Here is a 21,918-nt window from a genome sequence, read left to right on the forward strand (position 1 = left end):
AAATTTTCTAAAGATGTACTAAGGACCGTTATGGATACAACTACACTCATCTACGATACGTTGGAAGGCCTGTCGAGCGCAAAGCCACAGCAACACGCTCAAATCCGCCAAAATCTATATAACCAATTAGATTTATCATTTGAGAAGCAGTTGGCTTTGTATTCATCAGTTCTTGGTCCAGCAAGTGCTGGTAGATTGACCGATTTGGATAGCGCTGTGATGTCTGCACGCAAGATTGTTGGCTTAGAAAACAGCTAAGCAATCTTCAACCTATCTCAACTTTAACGCTGTCATCGTGCAGCGTTTTTTTATGGACGCTATTTACGATAAGGACGGTTGGTTACGATAAGGACGGTTAAGTAAGATAAGTGCAGTTGGGTCTGTTTTTCAAGTTACACGCATTCTCATTTGGTTAATCTTATGTTCCATTTTTAACAGGTGTGTAACCACAATAATGGCGCTAATGTTAGTAGCACGTTAACCACACATCGGATGGAAGAATCATGAGAGTACTTATTGAATATACACAAACAGGCAAATACCGTGATCATGCGTGGGAAGCATTAACGATTCGTTCAAAAGGCGAAATTCAAGCTGTGACTCCCTCTTACGCGGCTCAGCTTATCGAACAGAACCGCGCCAGCTTATCGACCACTGAAAATCAAGATATCGTCATCCAACCTTAATGGCTTCAAGGGCTACCCCTCCTAGTTCCTTAAATCGAATAGTTCGATGACATAAAAAACGCTGCATGGATGCAGCGTTTTCTTGTTTCTGGCGGGGAGAATTTAATTATTTAGGTAGGTTTTCTAATGCATCAACCATCGTCATTAGCTTATCGACGATTCGTTCACCATCCACTCTCAAACCATTGTGCTCATACTCGTTGGTAATCCACGCTTTCGAGTTTGGAATATTAGCCAGTGTTTCACGACTGTAATCAAGCTCTACGTACATATCGTCAGCGTAGACCGCGCACGCCATTGGAACGGTATTCTTACTCAGCTGCTCTGCGTTGTACAAAGTGCCCCAGTCCGACTTCTCGGCCAACATGTTTGCCGCTTCACGTAATGGCTTCAACGTTTCTAGTTGATCGAACATCCATGGGTAGACCATTTCTCCAGTAAACCAGAACTCAGAGCCTGACTGGTAGTTGAAGTGTGGGTACTGCTGACGAACTCGATGTGCAGACCAGTTAGACGCAGTGCCTTGGCAGTAAATCGACTCATGCAAGATTGCGTAAATTGGGTTAGTTAAGTAACCCTGCTCTTGCTGCATTTGATTTAGGAAGCTGTAGCTCAGCTGCTTGTTACCGTTCACTTCAACAAAGGCACTTTCCAGTGCGAAATACATCGGCAGGTTCGCTTCGCCGCCCCCAAGGTTAATGCCAATAAGTTGGAATTGCTCAACCGTGAACACCTGACCGTTTGGCAGTCTCACATCGTTGTTCAGCAGGTAATCAGAGATCTCACGACACATAGCTTGTGCTTGTGGGAACTGAGCAAAGAAGGCCTTGTTTTTATCTTCTACACGTTTGTAAGTCGCCCGATAAACATCGTCAGCTTCACGCTCTATAGATGGAATGCCGCCCGTTACATAGCAGCGTTGTAGGCTTTGTGGGAACAGTGATAAATAACTCAGCGTACAGAAGCCACCAAAGCTTTGACCAATCGTCGACCATTGCTTAACACCGAACTGCTCACGAATCGCTTCAGCGTCACGAACGATGTTATCCGCTCTGAAATGCGTTAAGTACTCAACTTGTTGTTCTGGAGACAAATGCGCCAAGGTATCATGGCTGATAACCGTGCTATTGCCTGTACCACGTTGGTCTAGAAGCAGAACTCGGTAGTTTTGTAATGCACGCTTCAGCCAACCTGATTGACCGCTCACTCGTGGAGAAGGAAAACCTGGGCCGCCCTGAAAGTAGATCAACCACGGCAGTTCTTGCCCATCTTTAGCGAGATCAACCAGCTCACGTGCGAAGACTTTGATCTGTTGTCCGTCTTTTGCTTGATAATCGAGTGGCAACTCAAACGAGTGCTGACGATACAGGGTGGTTCCATCAATAAAGTTAGCTTGCACGTTTCATTCCTTTTTTATCTGATTCTAAAGTCATCGGTACGAATAAAAACGGTGCCCTTTGGCACCTTACTTAGCAAGATACGCATAGTCGCTTGTAAATGAAACCGTTTGTTGAACCTGAATGTGAAGGTACTTCATTAAATCGCCCATTAGGTTTAAACGCGTAACAACTTGTTTCAAAACAAAAGGTTTAAGGCGGGCTCTATAGAGAGGAAGAATGAAAACGGGTGACAAATAAAAAGAGCTTAACGAGGTGAGGATACGTTAAGCTCTTTGGTTTTATCAGTTATAGCGTGTGTTATCAAGAATGCTATCGATGCACTGGACTATGAAGTCGTGAGCTCACCTGCACCTTGAATTGAACGTTGGCTGCTTTCGACAAGAATAGCCGTTGCCGTTTCTTTCAACGCGCCCCACTCTCCATCGTCAACTTCAATGCCCTCGTTCCACGCCTTCTCTTGAGTTTTAGAAAGCGCTTCCGACTCAATGTGTGTTTGGTAGCCATCTGACAAAAGCTTGATATCGAAATCCTGGACGGAAAGTTCGATGGTCATATTATGGATATGTTCGTCCGATGTCAGAGGCAAATCTGATAAAAACAGTTCTGGAGCAACGCAACCGCGGTTAAGCACATACAAGGTGCTCTTAGGGTTAGAGCCGTTGTCCCAACGTGCAGTACACGCGATACCTTTCGCGGCCAGTTTCACAAGCTCGCTGTACGCTAGCCAGCGGTTATGACAGTTGTTTAACTCAATTTTCAGCGTCTTCTTGCCGACCATTTTTTCAATCGCGTAATCCATCACCACAGGTAGGTGGCACGCTAAACTTGCCTTGTGCAGGTCAACTTCAACCGTGTTATCACTAAGCACTTGAATGTCCACTGGGCAATCGTCTTCTAACCCAATGAAGTTGCTCGCATTGTTAAAATGACGAACACCATCCAACCCCACCATTTGTAAATCTGCCACCATGTTCGCTATCACATCGGCTTCACCACATGTACGGCGCATACCCAGAAAGGCTTTATTGACGGCCGCTACCAGTTCATTGTGAGAAACGATCATAACGATTTACCTCCATGTTGAGCATTGATATGTGTAGTAGCTTTTTGTGAATCAGCGAGCTCCGCTTCATTTGGTAACAGTGGGAACACCCATTCGTCCTGGTGAATTTCATCAAGCAATGGCGCACCTTGGAAAAATGTCACTCGCACCCAACGGTCAGATCGTGGATCAAACTTCGTCGCTCCAAATACCGCTAGCTTGCAACGCAACAAGTGCATTGGTAGTGACGATTGGTGCAGCACATTCATTTGAATATCGCCCATCGCTTTGTTACCTAGCGTCCACACTCGACGCGCAATTGCACGGTACTGTGGCTGTTTAACAAGAAACTCAGCCAATGACAGTTCTGGCGCGAATTGCAATAACGCATGGTACAAACGGTAAGCTTGACGGCCGATATCTAACGGAAGTTCACGCTCTTCTCCTAGCTCTTCGCCTCGAACACCGAGTCTTGGCTCTTCTTTGTCTTGAGAGCGATACCAGAACCAGTAATTATTCTCTGCTTTAGTAAAGTCAGTCGTAATCGCCCAGCGGTATTTTTCTTCCAACACAACCAAAAGGTCTTGAATCTTTTTACCGCTAGGAAGCGACAGTGTTTCGCTACAATTCATTTGCTCTTGATGGGCGTCCACTAATTCTGGGTACAATTCCATCAAGCATGAGATAAGGATTTCTTGGGCTTCCATACTCATGTGTTTAGATTGTTCAACTAACTGCGCCCATGTATCACATTGGCTGACAGACACTTCTAACGATTGCTCTGCGTGTTTCAACTCATCCACAGCAGCTTTGTTCAGCTCTTGCTGATTTTCATTGATGGTAACGACTTGTTCTAAATGACAAATCGCTTTTTTAACTAATGTACGTAGTGGCTCGATCAACGCCGTATCCGTGTGATTAGCCAACACGTCAGCTAATGCATGTTCACGGGTTGTCATCCATTGGTCGACAATACTTGGGTGGTTAATCAAGTATGGCGCCATGCCTAAACCAGTCGCATTACCGACACCAAGGTAACGTTGTAATCCTCTGTGCAAGGTAATCGCTTGTTCACCGCCCTGTTGCTCAGCTAGGTAATGAACCCAATCTAAGCTGAACTCACGCAGCATATAAACCGCACACATTTGCGCACTAAACGACTGATTAAAATCTTCATTTTTTTCTAAGACTTTAAAGTCAGCAATTCCAAATTTTCCGTTGCCGTATACCGCTGTCGTTCGCAGGATGTAACCCACTTCAGCCAGCTCTTTTGGTGTTGGTTGAACACCTTTAGCCAGGTGACTAACGATGTGTTCAAACACTCGTACACTTTTATTTGCGCGGGCCAACACAAGCACGTTATTTGGATTACGGCCGGCTTCTTGTAGCGGTACATTCGCACGAAGTCTTTCAAGTAGGGCGACATCAACATCACCAAGAACAAGCGCAAACGTTACATCCCACTTTTCAGCAATTACACGGTCATTTCGTTCGTCATCCGCGATCTCATCGCAGAAAACAACCAAATGATAAACATGGTTTGGTGTCGCCAACTTATAGATAACATGGCCAAATCCTTGAGTGTCTAATTGCCACTCATGCTTAGTCACTTTCCATTCTTGCTGCGCCATTTTACGAATCAGTGTTCTCACGAAGCTGATGCGAGTTTGGTGCATTGCACCTAGCCTTTCCGGTGCCATGACGACGGTTGCGTCACGTAGTACTGATTCAGTGTAAGTAGAACGATGTGCATCCATTTTGCTCACCACCTTATAGTTATAGGATTTTGCTAGCCATTCAGAACCGATCGTTGCCGTCATTTGAAGCATTGTTGCGACAGTATGTTGGTTAGCTTTCACGTTTTTGATAGTTATCGAGGCAAGCGAACTCACCCCTCATTATTTGTCCTGACTAGGTCTCTTCACCTAAATAGTTGCCGTCTGGTGTATCTTCACCAGTACGGGTTTCTCTTCCTTTCGGAATTTTTGCATCAGCCTTCTTTCAAAGGCTGATTTGTTTCTCTTTCATTTTTAGAGAGCGTTTTCTCTACAGGTTCTTTTCTTTAAAGACCCTGCTCTTTTATAAACTCGGCTCTTCTACAAACCCTGCTCTTTCGCCATCTTAATTGCGATATGAGGCGCATTCCAAAGCGATGGCAGTAATATTAGAGATACCGGAACCGCTGTAATTACGATGAAGGACTGCAGCGCTGAAATACCGCCGGCTCCAAGGGAAATCAGAATTAACGCTGTTACCCCCATCATCACACCCCAAAAGGTACGAATAATTGCATTCGGTTCTGTCTCACCACTGATAACTACACTGATGGTGTAAGTCATTGAGTCACCAGTCGTTACGATGAAAATCGTTGTTAAGATCAAGAACAAAATAGAGATCAGCATTGGCATAGGTAGCTGTTGAGTTACCGCTAGCAGAGCACCTGGTAAGTTAAAGCCTTCGAACGCTTTACTTACGCTGCCTGGATCCGCGATTTCGAACGCAAGGCCAGAGCCGCCAACAATGGTGAACCAGAAACAAGTTACAAACGGTGCCACAAGACTAATCGTTGTCACCAATTGACGGATACTACGACCACGTGAAATACGAGCGATGAAGATAGCCATCATTGGCCCGTAACCTAAGAACCAACCCCAGAAGAACACTGTCCACCAGCTCAACCAACCTTCGTCACCACGGTAAGTTGCCATTGGGATGAAGTTATCAATCATGCTGCCTACACCTTGGATGTAGCCATTGAAGATGAAGTTTGTTGGGCCGAAGATCAGGATGTAGACCATCAATGCCATTGCCAAAATTACGTTGTAACGGCTTAGCATTTGCATTCCACGGTTAAGACCACTTAACGCCGACAATGTGTATAAAACAATAGCGAATAAGATAATGATCAGCTGCGTCGTGAAGCCATCTGGAATATCAAACAGCGCGTTCAGTGCATAACTCACTTGCAAGCCTAGGAAACCGATAGGACCAATGGTGCCCGCCGCTACTGCGACAATACAACATGCATCAATCAATGCACCGGTGTGGCCTTTCAGTGCTCTTTCGCCTAATACAGGGTAAAGCAGAATACGAGGTTTAAGAGGTAAGCCTTTGTCGTAGTGAAGGTGCATAACCACGATAGACGTTAAGCTACCCACAATAGCCCATGCTAGGAAACCCCAGTGCATGAATGATTGCGATAAAGCATTCACCGCGCCTTGCTGCGCATTTTCTTGCGCGCCATACAATGGTGGTGGGCTAACGTAGTGAGCGATAGGCTCTGCTGCGGCCCAAAATACACCACCGCCTGCAAGTAGCGTACAGAAGATGATAGCCATCCAACGGAAACCATCCATTTCCGGTTTAGCGATGCCACCTAGAATAACCTTGCCTGTTCGCCCTGCCGCTAAGCCAAGACCAATAAGAAAAGTCAGAAGAAGAAGCATTTGCCAGTAAGGACCGAATACTTTTACAGACCATGCAAAACCCGTATTTACTAGGCTTGATAACAGCTCGCCATCAAATAGAGCAAGTGCCACGAACAGAGCGATAAAGCCGCCACTGTACCAAAGTGCTGGGTTGGATAGTCCTAATTTGTCTGACGTAGATTCAGACAGGTTTGTGTTGCTTGTTGTGTGTGCTTGACCCGCATTTAAGCTTGAAGATTTCACGCTATTGGTTAAATCAGACATACTCTGACTCCAGAGGTTTCTTTGCAGCTATCATTTGAATGATGACTACAAGGGTGTATTTAACACCTGCCCTATTATTTTTTGTGTTGGGCAGGCTAATCCATGTTTGGGTTACCGCGTTGAGAAATAGACCGTTGTTCCTTTTAAATAATGAATTTGATTAAAGCAGTACTGGCTAAATGAACGTTTGTTAGCGGGCTGCCTGTTAGATGATGACTAGCGAGAAACGCTTAACCCTTGCTTTGTGGCTCTAGGCCATCTTTCAAGAAGTTAAACCAGTTTTCTCCCAAGACTTGCCCAGCTTCAGACTCACTGAAACCATGACGCATCAATCCGTTATAAATATTTTCCATACCCGAACTACCACAGAACCAAGGCAGTGCATCTGGCCAACCTGAGTTGTTTGCAGAGCCTTCGCCGTAGTCCATTGCCTTCGACCAACGACCATTTCGCATCCATTCAAGAACCGCTTGAGGTTGGTTTAAGCATAGGTCACTGCCAATACCGAGGTGCTCTACGCCGACCATGTCAGCGGTAGTCGCAACCATCTGGCAGAAGTCTTCCAACGTACATTGGCTGCCATTTGGTAGGTGGAATGGGTATAAACTGAATCCGATTAAGCCACCGCGTGCGGTTAAGGCTTTAATCACATCGTTTGATTTGTTTCGTAGTGCATCATGAGCAAACGTTGGGTTCGCGTGGCTGATACAAATAGGTCGAGAAGACAAGTCAATCGCTTCAAGTGTTGAGCGCTCTGCACTGTGAGACATATCGATGATCATGCCCACTCGGTTCATCTCTTCGATGGCTTGTTTACCAAAGCGAGTAATACCGGTGTCGTTCTTCTCGTAACAACCCGTCGCCAATAAGCTCTGGTTGTTGTACGTCAGCTGCATGATCAAAAGACCTTGCTTACGCATCACTTCGATAAGACCAATCTCATCGTCGATTGGAGAACAGTTTTGAGCACCAAGGAAAATACCGACTTTGCCAGTCGCTTTTGCCGTCTCAACATCAGCCATTGAGTGAATCGGCATGATAAGGTCTGCATTCTGCTCGAATCTTAAGTTCCACTCTGCAAAGCGAGATAAGGTTTCACGAGCTGTCTCGTGGTAAACCGCGGTAGCGTGAACTGCTGTAATGCCGCTCGCCTTTAGTGTTTGGAAATATTCTCTGTTCCAATTGCAGTATTGCAATCCATCTATAACAATCCGTTGCTGGTACATAACCACTCCTATTGAAAGCTCAGTGTTCTAGCTCGGTTTTGAAAACACGCTCAAGTAACATGTTTTCAAAAATGGGTTAAATCACGTGTCTAAGTTCGTTTGCTGCTTTGGTTTAGGTGTTGGCCTGACTCTGTGAATCAGGCCACTTTTCATTAATAGAACGTCAATTAATACAGATCTAACTAGTAAGGACGCTGGTAAGCTGTCTTAACCACTGTGTAGAACTCTTTCGCGTATTGACCTTGCTCACGAGGACCGAAGCTAGACTCTTTACGGCCACCAAACGGTACGTGGTAATCCGTGCCTGCTGTTGGTAGGTTCACCATCACACAACCGGTCTGCGCTTGTTGCTTGAACATCGCACTAGTACGTAGGCTCTGAGTAATGATGCCACCCGTTAGACCAAAGCGAGTATCGTTAGTTGTCGCAATCGCTTCTTCTAAGTCAGCGACACGAATCACGCTTGCCATTGGTGCGAACACTTCTTCTTGGTTCACTTCCCAATCGTTCTTAGTGTTCAAGAACAACGTTGGAGACATGTAGAAACCTTCGTGCTTCATGCTCAAGCGTTCGCCACCAAATGCCAGCTCACCGCCGCTTTGACGTGCTTTCTCAACCCAACCTAGATTTGCTTCAAGTTGGTTGCCATCAACGACAGGGCCCATGAACACACCTTCTTCCAGTGCGTGACCCACTTTCAGCTCGCTCATACGTTTGATTAGTGCTTCAACGTATTGGTCGTGAATGCTATCCATAACCACAAGGCGAGAAGACGCTGTACATTTTTGACCAGCACCCGAGAACGAACCTGCAATCGTTGCATCAACCGCAGTTTGGATATCAGCATCGTCAGCAATAACAAGTGCGTTTTTACTGCCCATTTCTAGTTGGCAACGAACGAAGTTTGGCGCTGTAGCAGCCGCAACCTTACGACCCGTGTCAACAGAACCGGTAAAGCTCACACCATTCACTTCTTTAGAATTGATCAGTGCATCACCTACCGTTGAACCGCTACCCAGAACAAGGTTAAACGTACCTGCAGGGATACCTTGGCGGTGGATGATTTCAGTAAGCGCAACCGCACTTGCTGGTGTTAGATTTGCTGGTTTCCAGATAACGCTGTTACCGAAAGCCAGTGCTGGAGCGATTTTCCAAGCAGCCGTTGCAGTCGGGAAGTTCCAAGGAGAGATGATGCCGATAACGCCTACCGCTTCACGAGTCACTTCAACAGAAACGCCTGGGCGTACTGAATCCGCGTTGTCACCAATTTGGCGAAGCACTTCAGCCGCAAAGTATTGGAAGAACTGACCTGCACGGTAAATCTCACCACGACCTTCAGCAAAAGGCTTACCTTCTTCACGAGAAAGAAGCGTGCCTAGCTCATCGCAACGTGCAATCAATTCATCGCCAATCGCTTGAAGTACTGCTTGCTTACGTTCAATCGGCGTTTTTTCCCACTCTGGTTGGGCGTGCTTCGCCGCTGAAATCGCTTGTTGAACTTGTTCAGCACTTGCTTGTGCAAAGTTACCGATGTTTTCAGAAATATCTGATGGGTTAATGTTCGCAACGGTGCTTACACCCGCTTGCCATTCGCCGCCAATGTAAAGTGCGTTTTCTGCTTGAACATTCTGTAATTGAGTCATCATTCTGTCCTTGTAACGGTTAGGTTGCGGTTGAGTCTGGCAACCATCTGGTTAATTAATAAACTGTTAATATTCAGGTAATTAATTGCTAAAATAAGTTATACATTTTGTATCTAAAGTGAACCCGTTCGCTTGTATCAATAAACCACTTCAATTCAAAAGAGTTTTAATCCGCAAATAGCTTTAGTTCACAGTCGGATTATTCAGGTTGAGACGCCGATGCATAAACCACGAACTCGACCAGCATCTCTTCTCTTGCTAACCCTGCAACGACGACCGCAGCACGGTTTGGATAAGGTGCATTGAAGTATTCTCCGTATACGCTGTTTACCGTTTTTAGGTATTCACGGTCTGTCACGTAAATCAGAACTTGCAGCACGGAATCCATAGATTCGCCTGCGCACTCCAACGTATGAACAAGGTTGTTAAAAGTCTGACGCGTCTGGGCTTCAATACCGCCTTCTACTACTGCGCCAGTCTCATCGATTGGAATCTGCGCGGTATACAGAGTGCCGTTATTAACGATTGCCCACTCTAGAGGTGCTTTTGAAGCGAAAAGCTCGGTTTTTACTGGGTGTTTTTTAGTTTGTGCGTTCACGATTCCATCCAACTTTGTAACAACTATGTTTCAAGATGGTTAAATACTGCACCTTGACGACTGATAAATCTAACGGTAAATTTTGTGCATTTGATAAATAAAACCTATCACCTTGCAAAAAGTAAGGTATAGCAAGGGCTAGACAAGGATTCGTGCCATGAGTATTAAGCTACAACAGTTAAAACATTTTGTTTTGGTGGTCGAAGAAGGTGGATTTCGAGCGGCATCTCACCGTGCAAATCGATCGCAAGCGGCACTTTCGACTTCGATAAAAGAGTTGGAAAAAATACTCGGCCAGCCTCTGTTTGAAACAGGCAACAAATCGACGCTGACGCCATTTGGAGAAATATGCTTACCCAAAATCATTCAATTTCTGAATGTTTACAAAGCATTAGACAATGACCTTCGAGCAGCGGCAGCAGGACAACAAGGAAGAGTTCGAATAGCAAGCGTGCCTTCGGTGGCCGCAAAACTAATCCCTAGTGTTTTAGGGGCCTTTTGTGAGCAGTACCCGAATGTAGAAGTGAGTTTGATTGATGATAATGCGGCAGGTGTAGAAGCAAGGTTACTCTCTGGAGAGGTGGATGTTGCCCTCGGCAATAGTTCCCATTTAGAAGAAGAGAGCATCAACTTCACGCCTTTGCTTTCTGATCCTATTGGAGTGGTGTGCCTCAAAGACAACCCTATTGCCTCTCAACGGGAAGGAATCGAATGGCAAACCTTGTTAAAACAGCCTTTCATTCGCAACGGGACTTGTACCCTACTTGACCCAACTCCGGCACGAATGCTCAGCGAACAAGCTCTGTACTCAGTGGAGAATATTACCTCGCTGTTTTCGGTGTTAGAGCTCGGGATTGGCGTTACCACTCTACCTAAACTGGCTTTCCCTACCAACGAAACCCGCTTGGTGTGGATTCCGTTAATTGACCCACCCTTGCAACGACAAATCGGTATTTTCAGACTGTCTGATCGTACCATCTCACCACAAGCACAGGCTTTCCATGACTTATGTGTTCAATACCTCAGTTATGAAGAGTAATAAGAGAGCCTAGATTAAGTAAATTAGGCAGCACTTTGCTGCCATTTACTTCCTCAAAACTCGGTGTCTCTTATCCCAACCATGCTTCTCACACACACAATCATCACCATCACTCCTATAACACCAACATTTAGGCGCTGAATTTTCACGCTCGCGTACGCAAATAGTGACAAAGTGACAACAATATAAAAAATATTCGTTTATTGATAAGGAGCGACGTACGTTTAATATCCCAGACAAACGAAACCTTCCATCCTTGCCTCAAACAAGCTTAACCCCAGCCAAAATCACACTTCGTAATTCAGCTTGCAAATGAACCTAAGTGTTTGAATTATCTTAATTGATAAGATCGTAAATTGATAATTTTGCTCGCTAAGCCCTTCTAAAAACCCCCTCTTTTTTTTAAGAATAAAGCATCTTAAATATTCATGAATAAAGTAATAGAACTATTACTTTTATAAATGAAAAACACTCATTTCAAAAATGGAATTATTGATGTCAATATTTGTCGTTTTGATCACATAATTTTAGGCGTAATTTATATTTTGTCGAAACGATAGCGAATTAACTTAATTCGTTTCATTTCGTCAGGAGATATAAAACCAGCAAGGGTTTTTCTTTAAAACAAATCAAGTGTTATTAACAAGTGAAATGTGGTAACAAGTTAAATTTAAACTGTGTTTTATATTAACTTACACTGTTTAACATAAGGTTTTATTATGAGGCTTAGTGGAATTAGTAGCGACATCCTTGTTGCCGCTAAAAGAGTTGTTCTCTGCCAAATAGTATTAGCCATCGGTGTAGTTTTATATGAAGTGTTTTTTGGTAATAAAGTAGATATGGAGTCATCAGCTTTGGGGATCGTAATTGCGATGTTGCCACCGCTGTTTGGATTTATATATGCAAGCCTAAAGGTGCGTAAGAATCCTAATTATAGTTTACGTGACTTAATGCAAATGAGTCGTGTCGTAAAAATAACATATACGTTTTTGATGTTTATCTTGGCGTTCCAGTTTTTCAAATTGGATAACCCAGTAATATTATATGCGTACATCTTTACTATGGTTGGATACTTCTTAACACCATTTATTACCGCCTCTAATAGATCGGAGTACGCGTAGTATGGATCAAGTAACTACCGCTCACGAATACATAGAGCATCACTTAACCTTCTTAACTACAGGTGATGGTTTCTGGGCGTTTAACATTGACTCGATGTTGGTATCTTGGATTACAGGTTTACTTTTCATCGGTGCATTTCGCTATGTTGCCACTCGTGGCACTAGCGGCGTTCCAGGTCGTTTTCAATGTTTTATCGAGCTTGTCTTTGACTTTGTTAATAATCTCGTCAAAGAGATTTTTCAAGCGGAAGATAAATTAATAGGACCACTGGCATTAACCACTTTTGTTTGGGTGTTGTTAATGAATGCAGTCGACCTATTACCCATTGATTTAATCCCAGGGTTAACTCGAGCTGTAGGTCTAGAGCACTTTAGAGACCTACCAACAGCAGACGTAAATATACCAATGTCGATGGCACTCGGTGTGTTTATTCTACTGTTAACCTATTCATTTAAAAATAAAGGTTTGAAAGGCTTTATCAAAGAGCTAACTACTCAGCCATTTGATAACCCTCTTTTATATCCTGTTAACTTAGTTCTTGAATTAATAACATTAATTTCAAAGCCAATATCACTAGGTTTACGATTATTCGGAAATATGTATGCAGGCGAGATGATATTCATCCTTATTGCACTAATGCCTTGGTGGATGCAGTGGGCACTGAGTGTACCTTGGGCCTTATTCCACATATTAATCGTATTCTTACAAGCATTTATATTTATGGTACTGACCGTTGTTTATTTAGGAATGGCAACAGAAGAACACCACTAATTAATAACTACAAAAATTAACTAACAAATTATTTATCGGAGATACAAATGGATATCGTAAGCGCAGTTTTATATGTAGCAGGTGCATTACTGATCGGTTTAGGTGCAGCAGGTGCAGCATCTGGTATTGGTAACTTAGCAGGTAAATACCTTGAAGGTGTTGCGCGTCAACCAGACCTTACTCCAATGCTTCGTACTCAATTCTTCATCATGATGGGTCTTGTGGATGCGGTACCGATGATCGGTGTTGGTATCGGTCTATACATCATCTTCGCCGTGGCTTAATCAAACCGCTTTGAAAGATCGATTTATACATAATCAAGATTTAGTGAGGAAGGTATGAACTTAAATGCAAGCATGTTTGGACAAGCAATCTCATTCGTGATTTTTGTTTGGCTGTGCATGAAATATGTATGGCCCCCTCTCACCGCGATGTTAGACGAGCGCCAAAAAGAAATCGCTGATGGTTTACGCCACTCAGAGAACGCTGCGAAAGAGCTAGAACTAGCAAAATCAAATGGCGCGCAACTCATCGAAGATGCAAGAAAAGACGTGACTGAACTGGTTGAACAAGGCCGAAAACGCCGCAATGAAATCATCAGCTTAGCACAACAAGAAGCCGAGCAAGAAAAGGCACGCATCTTAGAACAAGGTAGAGCTGAGCTAGAAGGCGAACGCCAAAAGATACGCCGTGAACTTCAGGCGGATATGGCAGACGCAGTGATTCAAAGTGCACAGAAACTGATTAGCAAAAACCTAGATTCCGCAACGAACCGAGCGCTAGTTGACCAAATGATTAGCGAACTCTAAGGAGAGGCAATATGTCAGATTACACCAATATTGCTCATCCCTACGCCAAGGCATCGTTTGAATTTGCTTTAGGTGAAAACCAGTTACAAGAGTGGCACTCAATGCTGTCCATTCTTGTGGCTGTCGCGGATGAAGAAACGATCGCTAGTCAGATTTCTTCAGCAGAAGGTGCTTCTACACACCAAACAGAAGAGCTGGCAAACCTCATCATTCATATTTGCCAAGGACTCGTTGATGACCACGTCATTAATCTTATTCGAGTCTTGGCCGAGAACGGCCGTCTTTCTGTTGTAAGAGATCTGTTTGAATTGTTCTGCGAGCTAAAGGACGAACATGAACGTGTAGTGCCTGTCACTGTCACCAGTTCAGAAGTGCTGACACAAGATCAAGTTACGTCATTAACAGCTGCACTTGAGAAGAAATTAGAGCGTCAGGTTGAAATGAAGCAGGTTATTGATGACACGTTAGTAGGTGGAATGGTCATCAAAGCGGGTGAAACCGTTATCGATGGTTCTTTAAACACATCAATTGACCGATTGGCTCATCAACTTCACGCGAGATAGGTAACAATTATGCAATTAAATTCAAATGAAATCAGCGATCTAATCAAAGAACGCATCTCGAAATTTAATGTGAGCACCGAGGCTCGCAACGAAGGCACTATCGTATCGGTTCGTGATGGCATCATCACAATCAATGGCCTTGCTGATGTTATGCAAGGTGAGATGATTGAGCTACCAGGTGGCAAATACGCACTCGCACTTAACCTCGATACCCATTCAGTAGGTGCGGTGGTTATGGGCCCCTACACTGACCTCTCTGAAGGTATGAAAGTGAAAGGTACAGGTCGTATCTTGGAAGTACCTGTCGGTAACGGACTTCTTGGCCGTGTAGTAAACACATTAGGCGAGCCAATCGATGGTAAAGGCCCAGTAAGTTGTGACCGACTCGACCCGGTTGAAGTGATTGCACCCGGTGTAATCGAACGTAAGTCTGTTGATCAACCTATTCAAACTGGCTACAAAGCGGTTGATACCATGGTGCCAATCGGTCGTGGTCAACGTGAACTTATCATCGGTGACCGTCAGACGGGTAAAACAGCGTTAGCTATCGATGCGATCATCAATCAGAAAGATTCTGGCATCAAATGTGTGTATGTGGCGATTGGCCAAAAAGCCTCCACTATCGCTAACGTGGTTCGTAAACTCGAAGACCACGATGCGCTAAAAAACACCATCGTAGTCGTGGCATCAGCATCAGAGTCTGCAGCGCTTCAATACCTAGCCCCTTATGCGGGTTGCACCATGGGTGAATACTTCCGTGACCGCGGTGAAGATGCACTGATCATCTATGATGACCTATCAAAACAAGCCGTTGCTTACCGTCAAATCTCGTTGCTATTGAAACGCCCACCGGGTCGTGAAGCCTTCCCTGGCGACGTATTCTACCTTCACTCACGCCTACTAGAACGTGCAGCACGAGTGAATGCAGAGTATGTAGAGAAGTTCACTAACGGTGAAGTGAAAGGTCAAACAGGCTCATTAACAGCGCTTCCTATCATTGAAACTCAAGCGGGTGACGTATCAGCGTTTGTACCAACGAACGTCATCTCAATCACCGATGGTCAGGTTTTCCTTCAAACCCAACTGTTTAATTCAGGCCTACGCCCTGCAGTAGACCCAGGTATCTCGGTATCTCGTGTGGGTGGTGCGGCGCAATGCAAGATCATCAAGAAACTGTCTGGTGGTATCCGTACTTCATTAGCTCAATATCGCGAGCTGGCGGCCTTTGCTCAATTCTCTTCTGACTTAGATGAGATGACGCGCAAACAGCTAGATCATGGTGAGCGTGTTACCGAACTAATGAAGCAAAAACAATACTCTCCTATGTCAGTCGCTGAGCAAGCAACGGTTATTTACGCGGCAGAGAAAGGCTACTTGGTCGGTGTTGAGCTAAGCAACATTGCCCGCTTTGAAGAAGAGCTGATTGCTTACGCCAAAGGTCAAAACCCTGCGTTGTTCGAAAAAATCAACGCGACAGGCGATTACAACGACGAAATCGATGGCGCTCTTAAAGAGATCCTAGAAGGTTTTGTTGGGATGAAAGCTTGGTAGTGCTCCGGTTTGTTAGCTGGAAATCAAAACAAATAGGAGCAGGTTATGGCAAGTACTAAAGAAATTCGCACCAAGATAGCCAGTGTTAGTAACACTCAGAAAATCACCAGTGCAATGGAAATGGTTGCAGCAAGTAAGATGCGCAAAGTTCAAGACAACATGACGCAAACTCGGCCTTACGCCGAGAACATGCGAAAAGTTATCTCTCATGTTGCATCGGGTTCACTGGAGTACCAGCACCCTTACCTGCAACAACGTGAACCTAAGCGTGTCGCTTACATCATTATCTCGTCCGATCGCGGCTTGTGTGGTGGCTTGAACTCAAACTTGTTCAAGAAAGTGTTAGAAGAGATGGAGCAATGGCGCACCAAGGGAGTCGAGGTAGAAACAACCTTAGTGGGTTCTAAGGCTATCTCGTTCTTCCAGCGCGGCGGCAACGTTATCGCACAAACGTCAGGTCTTGGCGATACCCCTAAGTTAGAAGACATCTTAGGTACGGTGAATGCGATGCTGGGGCATTACGACGAAGGCAAAATTGATAGCTTGTATCTCGTTTACAACCAGTTCGTCAACACCATGGTTCAAGCGCCAACGACCTTGCAATTACTCCCCCACCCTTCAGAGACAAAGGAAGGTGGTGAGCCTAAAAAAGCACGTCGTTGGGACTACATCTATGAGCAAGCACCCAAAGACATACTCTCAGAGCTGTTACATCGATACATCGAATCGCAAGTGTATCAAGGCATTGTTGAGAGCATTGCCTGTGAGCAAGCAGCCCGAATGGTCGCAATGAAAGCGGCGACTGATAACGCAGGCCAACTCATTGATGACTTGCAGTTGGTCTACAACAAGGCGCGTCAGGCTGCCATTACCCAAGAGCTGAGTGAAATAGTCTCAGGTGCCCAAGCTGTCTAGGGCTAGAAAAGACTGGGTCAAGAACAGAATTTGAGGATTTAAGAATGAGTGTTGGAAAAATAGTTAAAGTAATCGGCGCGGTGGTTGACGTCGAGTTCAGCGGCGGCAACAGCCCACGCGTTTATGATGCATTGAAAGTGACTAGCGACGAAGCAAGCTCGTTAGTATTGGAAGTACAGCAACAATTGGGTAGCAATATCGTTCGTTGTATTGCAATGGGTACTTCAGATGGCTTACGCCGTGGCCTAACGGTTGAAAACACAGGCTCTCCAATCACGGTTCCTGTGGGTGAAGAAACACTAGGCCGTATCATGAACGTGCTTGGTCAACCTATCGATGAGTGTGGTGAAATAGGTCAGAAAGAAAACTACGAGATTCACCGTGAAGCTCCTTCTTATGAAGAACAAGCAAACAGCACTGAGCTTCTCGAAACTGGCGTGAAGGTTATCGACCTTATCTGCCCGTTCGCTAAGGGTGGTAAAATTGGTCTGTTCGGTGGTGCCGGCGTAGGTAAAACCGTCAACATGATGGAGCTTATCAATAACATCGCTAAAGCCCACTCAGGTCTTTCTGTATTTACCGGTGTTGGTGAGCGTACTCGTGAAGGTAACGACTTCTACTACGAGATGAAAGAAGCGGGTGTACTAGACAAAGTAGCCATGGTTTACGGCCAAATGAACGAGCCACCGGGAAACCGTCTACGTGTAGCACTTACAGGCCTGACTATGGCTGAGCGCTTCCGTGATGAAGGTCGTGATGTACTGTTGTTCATTGATAACATTTACCGTTATACGCTTGCCGGGACTGAAGTATCAGCACTGTTAGGTCGTATGCCTTCAGCAGTAGGTTACCAACCAACACTGGCTGAAGAGATGGGTGTGCTGCAAGAGCGTATCACTTCGACTAGACAAGGCTCAATCACGTCTATCCAAGCAGTATACGTACCTGCGGATGACTTGACCGATCCATCACCAGCAACAACCTTTGCTCACTTAGATGCGACCGTTGTACTGTCTCGTAATATCGCGGCATTGGGCCTCTACCCTGCGATTGATCCATTGGATTCAACCTCTCGCCAACTGGACCCACTTGTGGTTGGCCAAGAGCACTACGACATTGCGCAAAAAGTACAAACAACGCTGCAACGCTACAAAGAGCTAAAAGACATCATCGCGATTCTTGGTATGGACGAACTGTCTACTGAAGACAAACAGACCGTATCTCGCGCTCGTAAGATTGAACGTTTCTTAACTCAGCCTTACCACGTAGCCGAAGTGTTTACCGGTCAGAAAGGTGTCTTTGTACCGCTAAGCGAAACACTAAGAGGCTTTAAAGGCCTGTTAAGCGGTGAATATGACGATATCCCAGAGCAAGCCTTCTTGTACTGTGGATCTATCGACGAAGTGCTTAACAAAGCAAAATCACTCTAAGAGGTTGGTGCACCATGGCTATCGGAATTACAGATAATACATTTCAACTTAATATTGTAAGTGCGGAAGGTACGCTGTTTTCAGGTCCAGCGTATGCCCTAGCCGTTTCTGGCGCTGACGGTGAACTGGGGATTCGCCCCGGTCACTCCCCGCTTCTCAGTAAGATCAAGCCGGGGGTAACCGTGTTTGTCACAGACCCTAAATCAGAAGGCCAAGTGCTTTATGTCTCTGGTGGGATGCTGGAAGTTCAGCCAGATGTGGTTACGTTATTAGCCGACACTGCCTTGCATGGTAAAGACATTGACCGCGCTCGCGCAGAAGAAGCAAAATATGCCGCTCTAGAGAACATCAACAAGGGCAACATAGACATTAACTTTGCACAAGCTCAGCTAGAACTAGCGAAAGCCGTTGCTCAGTTGCGTGCATCAGAACTGACTTCTTCTCACACAAGACACTGAGAATAAAACTTAGATGTTTAATACTTAACATGTAAATAGTCTACCCACTTAAACATGATTTAAGTGGGTAGACTACATCAGAAACCCTCACTTCTCTTTCAACTTCCCCACCCTTTTAACCGGTACTAATACATCCTTTTTCACCAGTGCTTACACCATTATTTCTCTGCAAAGCGCGCTTGGTGCGGGTCAAGCTCATGACCAAGAGGCTGTGTCAGCGAATGGTACAGCTCAGGCTTACGACCACGAACCCAGCGTCTGCCAGTACACATGTCTAACTCTTCGGCTTTCAACTCCGCAATCACCATGTCGTTATCAACGCTATCGGTCTCTGTGATGATTTCACCGTAAGGGCTTAGGATCATCGCGTTGCCTGTTCTCACTTCATCCATATCAACGCCCACACCATTACTGAACACCACAAACATACCGTTATCGTGCGCTCTTGCAGGTAACCAACGCATTAGCCATTCTCGCCCATTCTTCCCCTGCATTTCAGCACGAATCGCTTCTGGGTTTTCATCTCGGTTAAACCATAAATCTGGGTCAATTCGCTTCATCGCATTGGGGCTACGTGACTGACAACCGCCCGTTTGGTGTGGCGCAATCAATATATCAGCCCCTTTCAAAGCAGTGATTCGGACGTTCTCGACCAAGTTGTTATCCCAACAAATCAAGATACCAACTTTGCATCCATGCGGCGTATCGAACACCGTGTATTGGTCGCCGCTACTCATATGAGGGCTCACAAAGGTGTGCAGTTTACGGTGTTTCTGAACTTCACCATTAGGCATGGCGAATACGTAGGTGTTGTATAACTCGCCATCCACACCCTGCTCTATCAAGCCTGCGCCAACACTCATTCCAAATTGTGCTGCCAGTGCAATCAGCTTTTGAGTCGATTCACCACTCGGCACAGGTTCCGCTAGCGCTTCAATTTCATCTCGCGCCAAAGCAGACACATGCCAGTAGCCAGTGATGCACATCTCTGGGAAGCTGATGATCTCCACACCACTCTCTGAAGCTTGTCGAACATATTCTTCTATCACAGATAGGTTATACGCCTTGTCACCTGCATGGTGGTTGAATTGAACCGACGCTACTTTAATATCTCTCTTCATGATTCGTCCTCGATTTCGCTTAATCTGATTGGGTATGAACTCAGTATAAAAAATCGATTCAATTCCATATAATGAAAGATATTCTTAATTCAATGAGCATTTGGAATGGAATTTGATTTACTGAAAGCATTTTGTCAGTTGGCTAAATCGGGCAATTACCGTTTGGCGTCAGAACAGCTATACATCACTCAGTCAGCTCTCACTAAAAAGATTCAACGACTTGAATCCAATATTGGAGCGAGTCTGTTTTCTCGTGGTAGGAATGGCGCAGAGCTAACGCACGCAGGCAAAACGTTACTGGCAGAAGCCCAACGTTTAGTTGATTCAATGCAGGCGTTTGAGCAGCTTTCAGGCTCTGTGGTGAAAGGAACTCAGGGACATTTGAACATAGGCTTTGGTGTGTCCACTTATCATGAAGCGCCCAAGCTTATTGCGGCTTATAAACAGCAATACCCAGACGTTCATGTCACTTTAAATGACACACCGTCTAAGCAGCAGACAGACGAGTTATTGAGCCATGAACTCGATATCAGCTTCAATCGGATACCCGACTCTTCGGATTTAGAAAGCCTAACGCTTTTCGATGACTCCCTTGTAATTGCGATACACAAAGATCTTCTCAAGCAATCGCCAAACAAAGGTCAGCTTTTGTCTGAATTACCTAAATGGCCTTATCTAAAGCTCGCTCAACATCGTGGCCCCGGATTAGACAGACAGATTCAACAATATTGCCTGGCGAATCATCTCGACCTATCAAAGGCGCAAGAAGCCGATGATATTCTTACCTTGCTAGCCTTAGTATCGGCCAATATTGGCTTCACCATAGTGCCGAGCAGCGCACAGTACATTAGCAAAACCAACGTCGAGTTCATCTCGTTAAAGGGTGAACATGCCACTTGGCCTGTCGGATTGATATGGAATGGAGAGCGTGAAAATCCACTCAGAGATAGGTTTGTAGAGTTTGTGGCGAAGCAAATAGGAAGCTGCTTGTAAGTCAGCGATGGCTATTAGTGCTTAGGTAAGGTGCAAAGTACAGTGGCAAACATGGTGACATGTGCAATATAAAGCGACTGCACTTTATATTGCATGTTCGACAGAAAAGTGGCTTCTTCAGCTCACGATAAAGAATCACAGCTGACTGGCTTCAAACCAGCTACGAATATGCTGCGCAACGATCTTTGGATGCTCCATTGTCGATAAGTGTCCACAATCAGGAATAACATGAAGCGATACCTGCTTGATATGTTTTGCCATTAGCAGGTGATTATCGATTGGACATAACAGGTCATCTTTACCTGTGATGATCAACGTAGGAACCTGAATATCGGCCAGTAGTGGTCTCGCGTCAGGACGAGTCGCCAAAGCTTGAGCGTGAGCTTCAAACCGTTCAACGCCGATGTTATTCGCCATTTGCGTGATTCTTTGAGTCAGTTCTTGATTCGCTAACTGGTTCGGATGGATAAGCACTGGCATTAAGATGTCAGGGGTTATTGACTCAAACTCCCCTGCTTTTGCTTTATCGACCAAGGCGTTTCTTTTCACCGATACCTCTGGCTTTTCATCTGCGGAATTGGTGTCCATTAAGATTAAGCCTTTCACGCGTTGTGGTGCCTGTCTAAACACTTCAAACGCTAGAATTCCCCCCATAGACAAACCTCCAAGCACGAAACTATCAGGGGCATTATCTAGCACTTTACTCGCCAAGGCTTGCATGGATGTTTCCGTTCCTAAATCACAAGTAAAAGGAGCCACCCAATTGGGCAGCTCTTTATTGACGTCTTGGAACAACGTTTCATCACACAACAAACCAGGTAGCCATAACAGTGGTACTTCTGGTTTCATCATTCGTTAC

Annotated in this window: 22 protein-coding genes; 13 read left to right on the forward strand and 9 right to left on the reverse strand. The window is 45.1% G+C overall.

The genetic code is table 11. From position 1 onward, the window contains the following. Positions 1-30: 30 nt before the first annotated feature. Together ATB74_RS06020 and ATB74_RS06025 are read left to right on the forward strand one after the other, a co-directional pair. Positions 31-258: a PAS factor family protein gene (locus ATB74_RS06020; RefSeq protein ID WP_004730426.1), complete on the forward strand. Its 228-nt coding sequence runs from the start codon at positions 31-33 to the stop codon at positions 256-258. A gap of 245 nt (positions 259-503) precedes the next feature. Further along, complete coding sequence (locus ATB74_RS06025) at positions 504-686, forward strand: hypothetical protein (RefSeq protein ID WP_004730424.1); 183 nt, start codon at positions 504-506, stop codon at positions 684-686. Between the two features lie 106 nt (positions 687-792). On the opposite strand, the gene ATB74_RS06030 is transcribed toward ATB74_RS06025, so the two are convergent. From ATB74_RS06030 to ATB74_RS06060, 7 genes are all read right to left on the reverse strand, one after another. Next, a complete protein-coding gene (locus ATB74_RS06030) occupies positions 793-2,085 on the reverse strand; it encodes an alpha/beta fold hydrolase (RefSeq protein WP_061017239.1) in 1,293 nt (430 codons plus the stop codon). A gap of 326 nt (positions 2,086-2,411) precedes the next feature. Continuing rightward, positions 2,412-3,149 (reverse strand): DUF3726 domain-containing protein, encoded by a 738-nt coding sequence (locus tag ATB74_RS06035; protein WP_061017240.1) that lies wholly within the window; start codon positions 3,147-3,149, stop codon positions 2,412-2,414. Beyond that, entirely contained in the window at positions 3,146-4,948 is a 1,803-nt protein-coding gene (locus ATB74_RS06040) for a hypothetical protein (RefSeq protein WP_060981730.1), read from the reverse strand. Before ATB74_RS06040 ends, ATB74_RS06035 begins: the two co-directional genes overlap by 4 nt. A 276-nt stretch (positions 4,949-5,224) precedes the next feature. Then, positions 5,225-6,820: a BCCT family transporter gene (locus tag ATB74_RS06045; RefSeq protein ID WP_060981458.1), complete on the reverse strand. Its 1,596-nt coding sequence runs from the start codon at positions 6,818-6,820 to the stop codon at positions 5,225-5,227. A 230-nt stretch (positions 6,821-7,050) separates the two neighbouring features. Beyond that, on the reverse strand, positions 7,051-8,046 hold the full coding sequence (locus tag ATB74_RS06050; protein ID WP_048613377.1) for a membrane dipeptidase: 996 nt from the start codon (positions 8,044-8,046) through the stop codon (positions 7,051-7,053). A gap of 182 nt (positions 8,047-8,228) precedes the next feature. Then, positions 8,229-9,689, reverse strand: coding sequence for an aldehyde dehydrogenase family protein (locus ATB74_RS06055; protein ID WP_061017242.1), 1,461 nt, complete (start codon positions 9,687-9,689; stop codon positions 8,229-8,231). Positions 9,690-9,888: 199 nt separating this feature from the next. Further along, positions 9,889-10,287, reverse strand: a complete 399-nt coding sequence (locus tag ATB74_RS06060; RefSeq protein WP_004730412.1) for a RidA family protein — start codon at positions 10,285-10,287, stop codon at positions 9,889-9,891. A 157-nt stretch (positions 10,288-10,444) separates the two neighbouring features. Here ATB74_RS06060 and ATB74_RS06065 point away from each other — a divergent pair, with 157 nt between their 5' ends. The 10 genes from ATB74_RS06065 to ATB74_RS06110 all read left to right on the forward strand — a co-directional run bounded on the left by ATB74_RS06065 (position 10,445) and on the right by ATB74_RS06110 (position 18,945). After that, entirely contained in the window at positions 10,445-11,326 is an 882-nt protein-coding gene (locus ATB74_RS06065; protein WP_061017244.1) for a LysR family transcriptional regulator, read from the forward strand. Between the two features lie 719 nt (positions 11,327-12,045). Then, complete coding sequence (locus ATB74_RS06070) at positions 12,046-12,447, forward strand: ATP synthase subunit I (protein ID WP_060981462.1); 402 nt, start codon at positions 12,046-12,048, stop codon at positions 12,445-12,447. A 1-nt stretch (position 12,448) separates the two neighbouring features. Further along, positions 12,449-13,219, forward strand: coding sequence for a F0F1 ATP synthase subunit A (gene atpB, locus ATB74_RS06075; protein ID WP_061017246.1), 771 nt, complete (start codon positions 12,449-12,451; stop codon positions 13,217-13,219). Between the two features lie 47 nt (positions 13,220-13,266). Beyond that, positions 13,267-13,503, forward strand: a complete 237-nt coding sequence (gene atpE / locus ATB74_RS06080) for a F0F1 ATP synthase subunit C (protein WP_004730405.1) — start codon at positions 13,267-13,269, stop codon at positions 13,501-13,503. Positions 13,504-13,557: 54 nt separating this feature from the next. Then, positions 13,558-14,028, forward strand: coding sequence for a F0F1 ATP synthase subunit B (locus ATB74_RS06085; RefSeq protein WP_017060839.1), 471 nt, complete (start codon positions 13,558-13,560; stop codon positions 14,026-14,028). Positions 14,029-14,039: 11 nt separating this feature from the next. Then, positions 14,040-14,591, forward strand: coding sequence for a F0F1 ATP synthase subunit delta (locus tag ATB74_RS06090; RefSeq protein WP_061017248.1), 552 nt, complete (start codon positions 14,040-14,042; stop codon positions 14,589-14,591). Between the two features lie 9 nt (positions 14,592-14,600). Beyond that, the gene (gene atpA, locus ATB74_RS06095; protein WP_048608585.1) at positions 14,601-16,142 is read left to right on the forward strand and encodes a F0F1 ATP synthase subunit alpha; all 1,542 of its coding nucleotides are present in this window, start codon (positions 14,601-14,603) and stop codon (positions 16,140-16,142) included. A 45-nt stretch (positions 16,143-16,187) separates the two neighbouring features. Further along, complete coding sequence (gene atpG / locus ATB74_RS06100; RefSeq protein ID WP_060981464.1) at positions 16,188-17,057, forward strand: F0F1 ATP synthase subunit gamma; 870 nt, start codon at positions 16,188-16,190, stop codon at positions 17,055-17,057. Positions 17,058-17,101: 44 nt separating this feature from the next. Next, positions 17,102-18,487: a F0F1 ATP synthase subunit beta gene (gene atpD, locus ATB74_RS06105; RefSeq protein WP_019820615.1), complete on the forward strand. Its 1,386-nt coding sequence runs from the start codon at positions 17,102-17,104 to the stop codon at positions 18,485-18,487. A gap of 14 nt (positions 18,488-18,501) precedes the next feature. Beyond that, positions 18,502-18,945, forward strand: a complete 444-nt coding sequence (locus ATB74_RS06110) for a F0F1 ATP synthase subunit epsilon (protein WP_017060844.1) — start codon at positions 18,502-18,504, stop codon at positions 18,943-18,945. 158 nt (positions 18,946-19,103) lie between these two features. On the opposite strand, the gene ATB74_RS06115 is transcribed toward ATB74_RS06110, so the two are convergent. Next, the gene (locus tag ATB74_RS06115) at positions 19,104-20,066 is read right to left on the reverse strand and encodes a nitrilase family protein (protein ID WP_061017250.1); all 963 of its coding nucleotides are present in this window, start codon (positions 20,064-20,066) and stop codon (positions 19,104-19,106) included. A gap of 105 nt (positions 20,067-20,171) precedes the next feature. Between ATB74_RS06115 and ATB74_RS06120 the strand changes: the two genes are divergently transcribed. Beyond that, positions 20,172-21,059 (forward strand): LysR family transcriptional regulator, encoded by an 888-nt coding sequence (locus ATB74_RS06120; RefSeq protein ID WP_061017252.1) that lies wholly within the window; start codon positions 20,172-20,174, stop codon positions 21,057-21,059. A 135-nt stretch (positions 21,060-21,194) separates the two neighbouring features. Here the strand turns inward: ATB74_RS06120 and ATB74_RS06125 are convergent, their stop codons facing one another. Next, positions 21,195-21,908, reverse strand: a complete 714-nt coding sequence (locus ATB74_RS06125) for an alpha/beta fold hydrolase (protein ID WP_061017253.1) — start codon at positions 21,906-21,908, stop codon at positions 21,195-21,197. Positions 21,909-21,918: the final 10 nt, after the last annotated feature.

The sequence above is a fragment of the Vibrio splendidus genome (assembly GCF_001557875.1).
GTDB classification, from domain to species: domain Bacteria; phylum Pseudomonadota; class Gammaproteobacteria; order Enterobacterales; family Vibrionaceae; genus Vibrio; species Vibrio splendidus_F.

Coding starts and splice junctions, on each gene's coding strand:
- ATB74_RS06020 (WP_004730426.1), top strand. CDS start 31: ATGGATACAACTACACTCATCTACGATACGTTGGAAGGCCTGTCGAGC.
- ATB74_RS06025 (WP_004730424.1), top strand. CDS start 504: ATGAGAGTACTTATTGAATATACACAAACAGGCAAATACCGTGATCAT.
- ATB74_RS06035 (WP_061017240.1), bottom strand. CDS start 3,149: ATGATCGTTTCTCACAATGAACTGGTAGCGGCCGTCAATAAAGCCTTT.
- ATB74_RS06040 (WP_060981730.1), bottom strand. CDS start 4,948: ATGACGGCAACGATCGGTTCTGAATGGCTAGCAAAATCCTATAACTAT.
- ATB74_RS06045 (WP_060981458.1), bottom strand. CDS start 6,820: ATGTCTGATTTAACCAATAGCGTGAAATCTTCAAGCTTAAATGCGGGT.
- ATB74_RS06050 (WP_048613377.1), bottom strand. CDS start 8,046: ATGTACCAGCAACGGATTGTTATAGATGGATTGCAATACTGCAATTGG.
- ATB74_RS06055 (WP_061017242.1), bottom strand. CDS start 9,689: ATGACTCAATTACAGAATGTTCAAGCAGAAAACGCACTTTACATTGGC.
- ATB74_RS06065 (WP_061017244.1), top strand. CDS start 10,445: ATGAGTATTAAGCTACAACAGTTAAAACATTTTGTTTTGGTGGTCGAA.
- ATB74_RS06070 (WP_060981462.1), top strand. CDS start 12,046: ATGAGGCTTAGTGGAATTAGTAGCGACATCCTTGTTGCCGCTAAAAGA.
- atpB (WP_061017246.1), top strand. CDS start 12,449: ATGGATCAAGTAACTACCGCTCACGAATACATAGAGCATCACTTAACC.
- atpE (WP_004730405.1), top strand. CDS start 13,267: ATGGATATCGTAAGCGCAGTTTTATATGTAGCAGGTGCATTACTGATC.
- ATB74_RS06085 (WP_017060839.1), top strand. CDS start 13,558: ATGAACTTAAATGCAAGCATGTTTGGACAAGCAATCTCATTCGTGATT.
- ATB74_RS06090 (WP_061017248.1), top strand. CDS start 14,040: ATGTCAGATTACACCAATATTGCTCATCCCTACGCCAAGGCATCGTTT.
- atpA (WP_048608585.1), top strand. CDS start 14,601: ATGCAATTAAATTCAAATGAAATCAGCGATCTAATCAAAGAACGCATC.
- atpG (WP_060981464.1), top strand. CDS start 16,188: ATGGCAAGTACTAAAGAAATTCGCACCAAGATAGCCAGTGTTAGTAAC.
- atpD (WP_019820615.1), top strand. CDS start 17,102: ATGAGTGTTGGAAAAATAGTTAAAGTAATCGGCGCGGTGGTTGACGTC.
- ATB74_RS06110 (WP_017060844.1), top strand. CDS start 18,502: ATGGCTATCGGAATTACAGATAATACATTTCAACTTAATATTGTAAGT.
- ATB74_RS06115 (WP_061017250.1), bottom strand. CDS start 20,066: ATGAAGAGAGATATTAAAGTAGCGTCGGTTCAATTCAACCACCATGCA.
- ATB74_RS06120 (WP_061017252.1), top strand. CDS start 20,172: ATGGAATTTGATTTACTGAAAGCATTTTGTCAGTTGGCTAAATCGGGC.
- ATB74_RS06125 (WP_061017253.1), bottom strand. CDS start 21,908: ATGAAACCAGAAGTACCACTGTTATGGCTACCTGGTTTGTTGTGTGAT.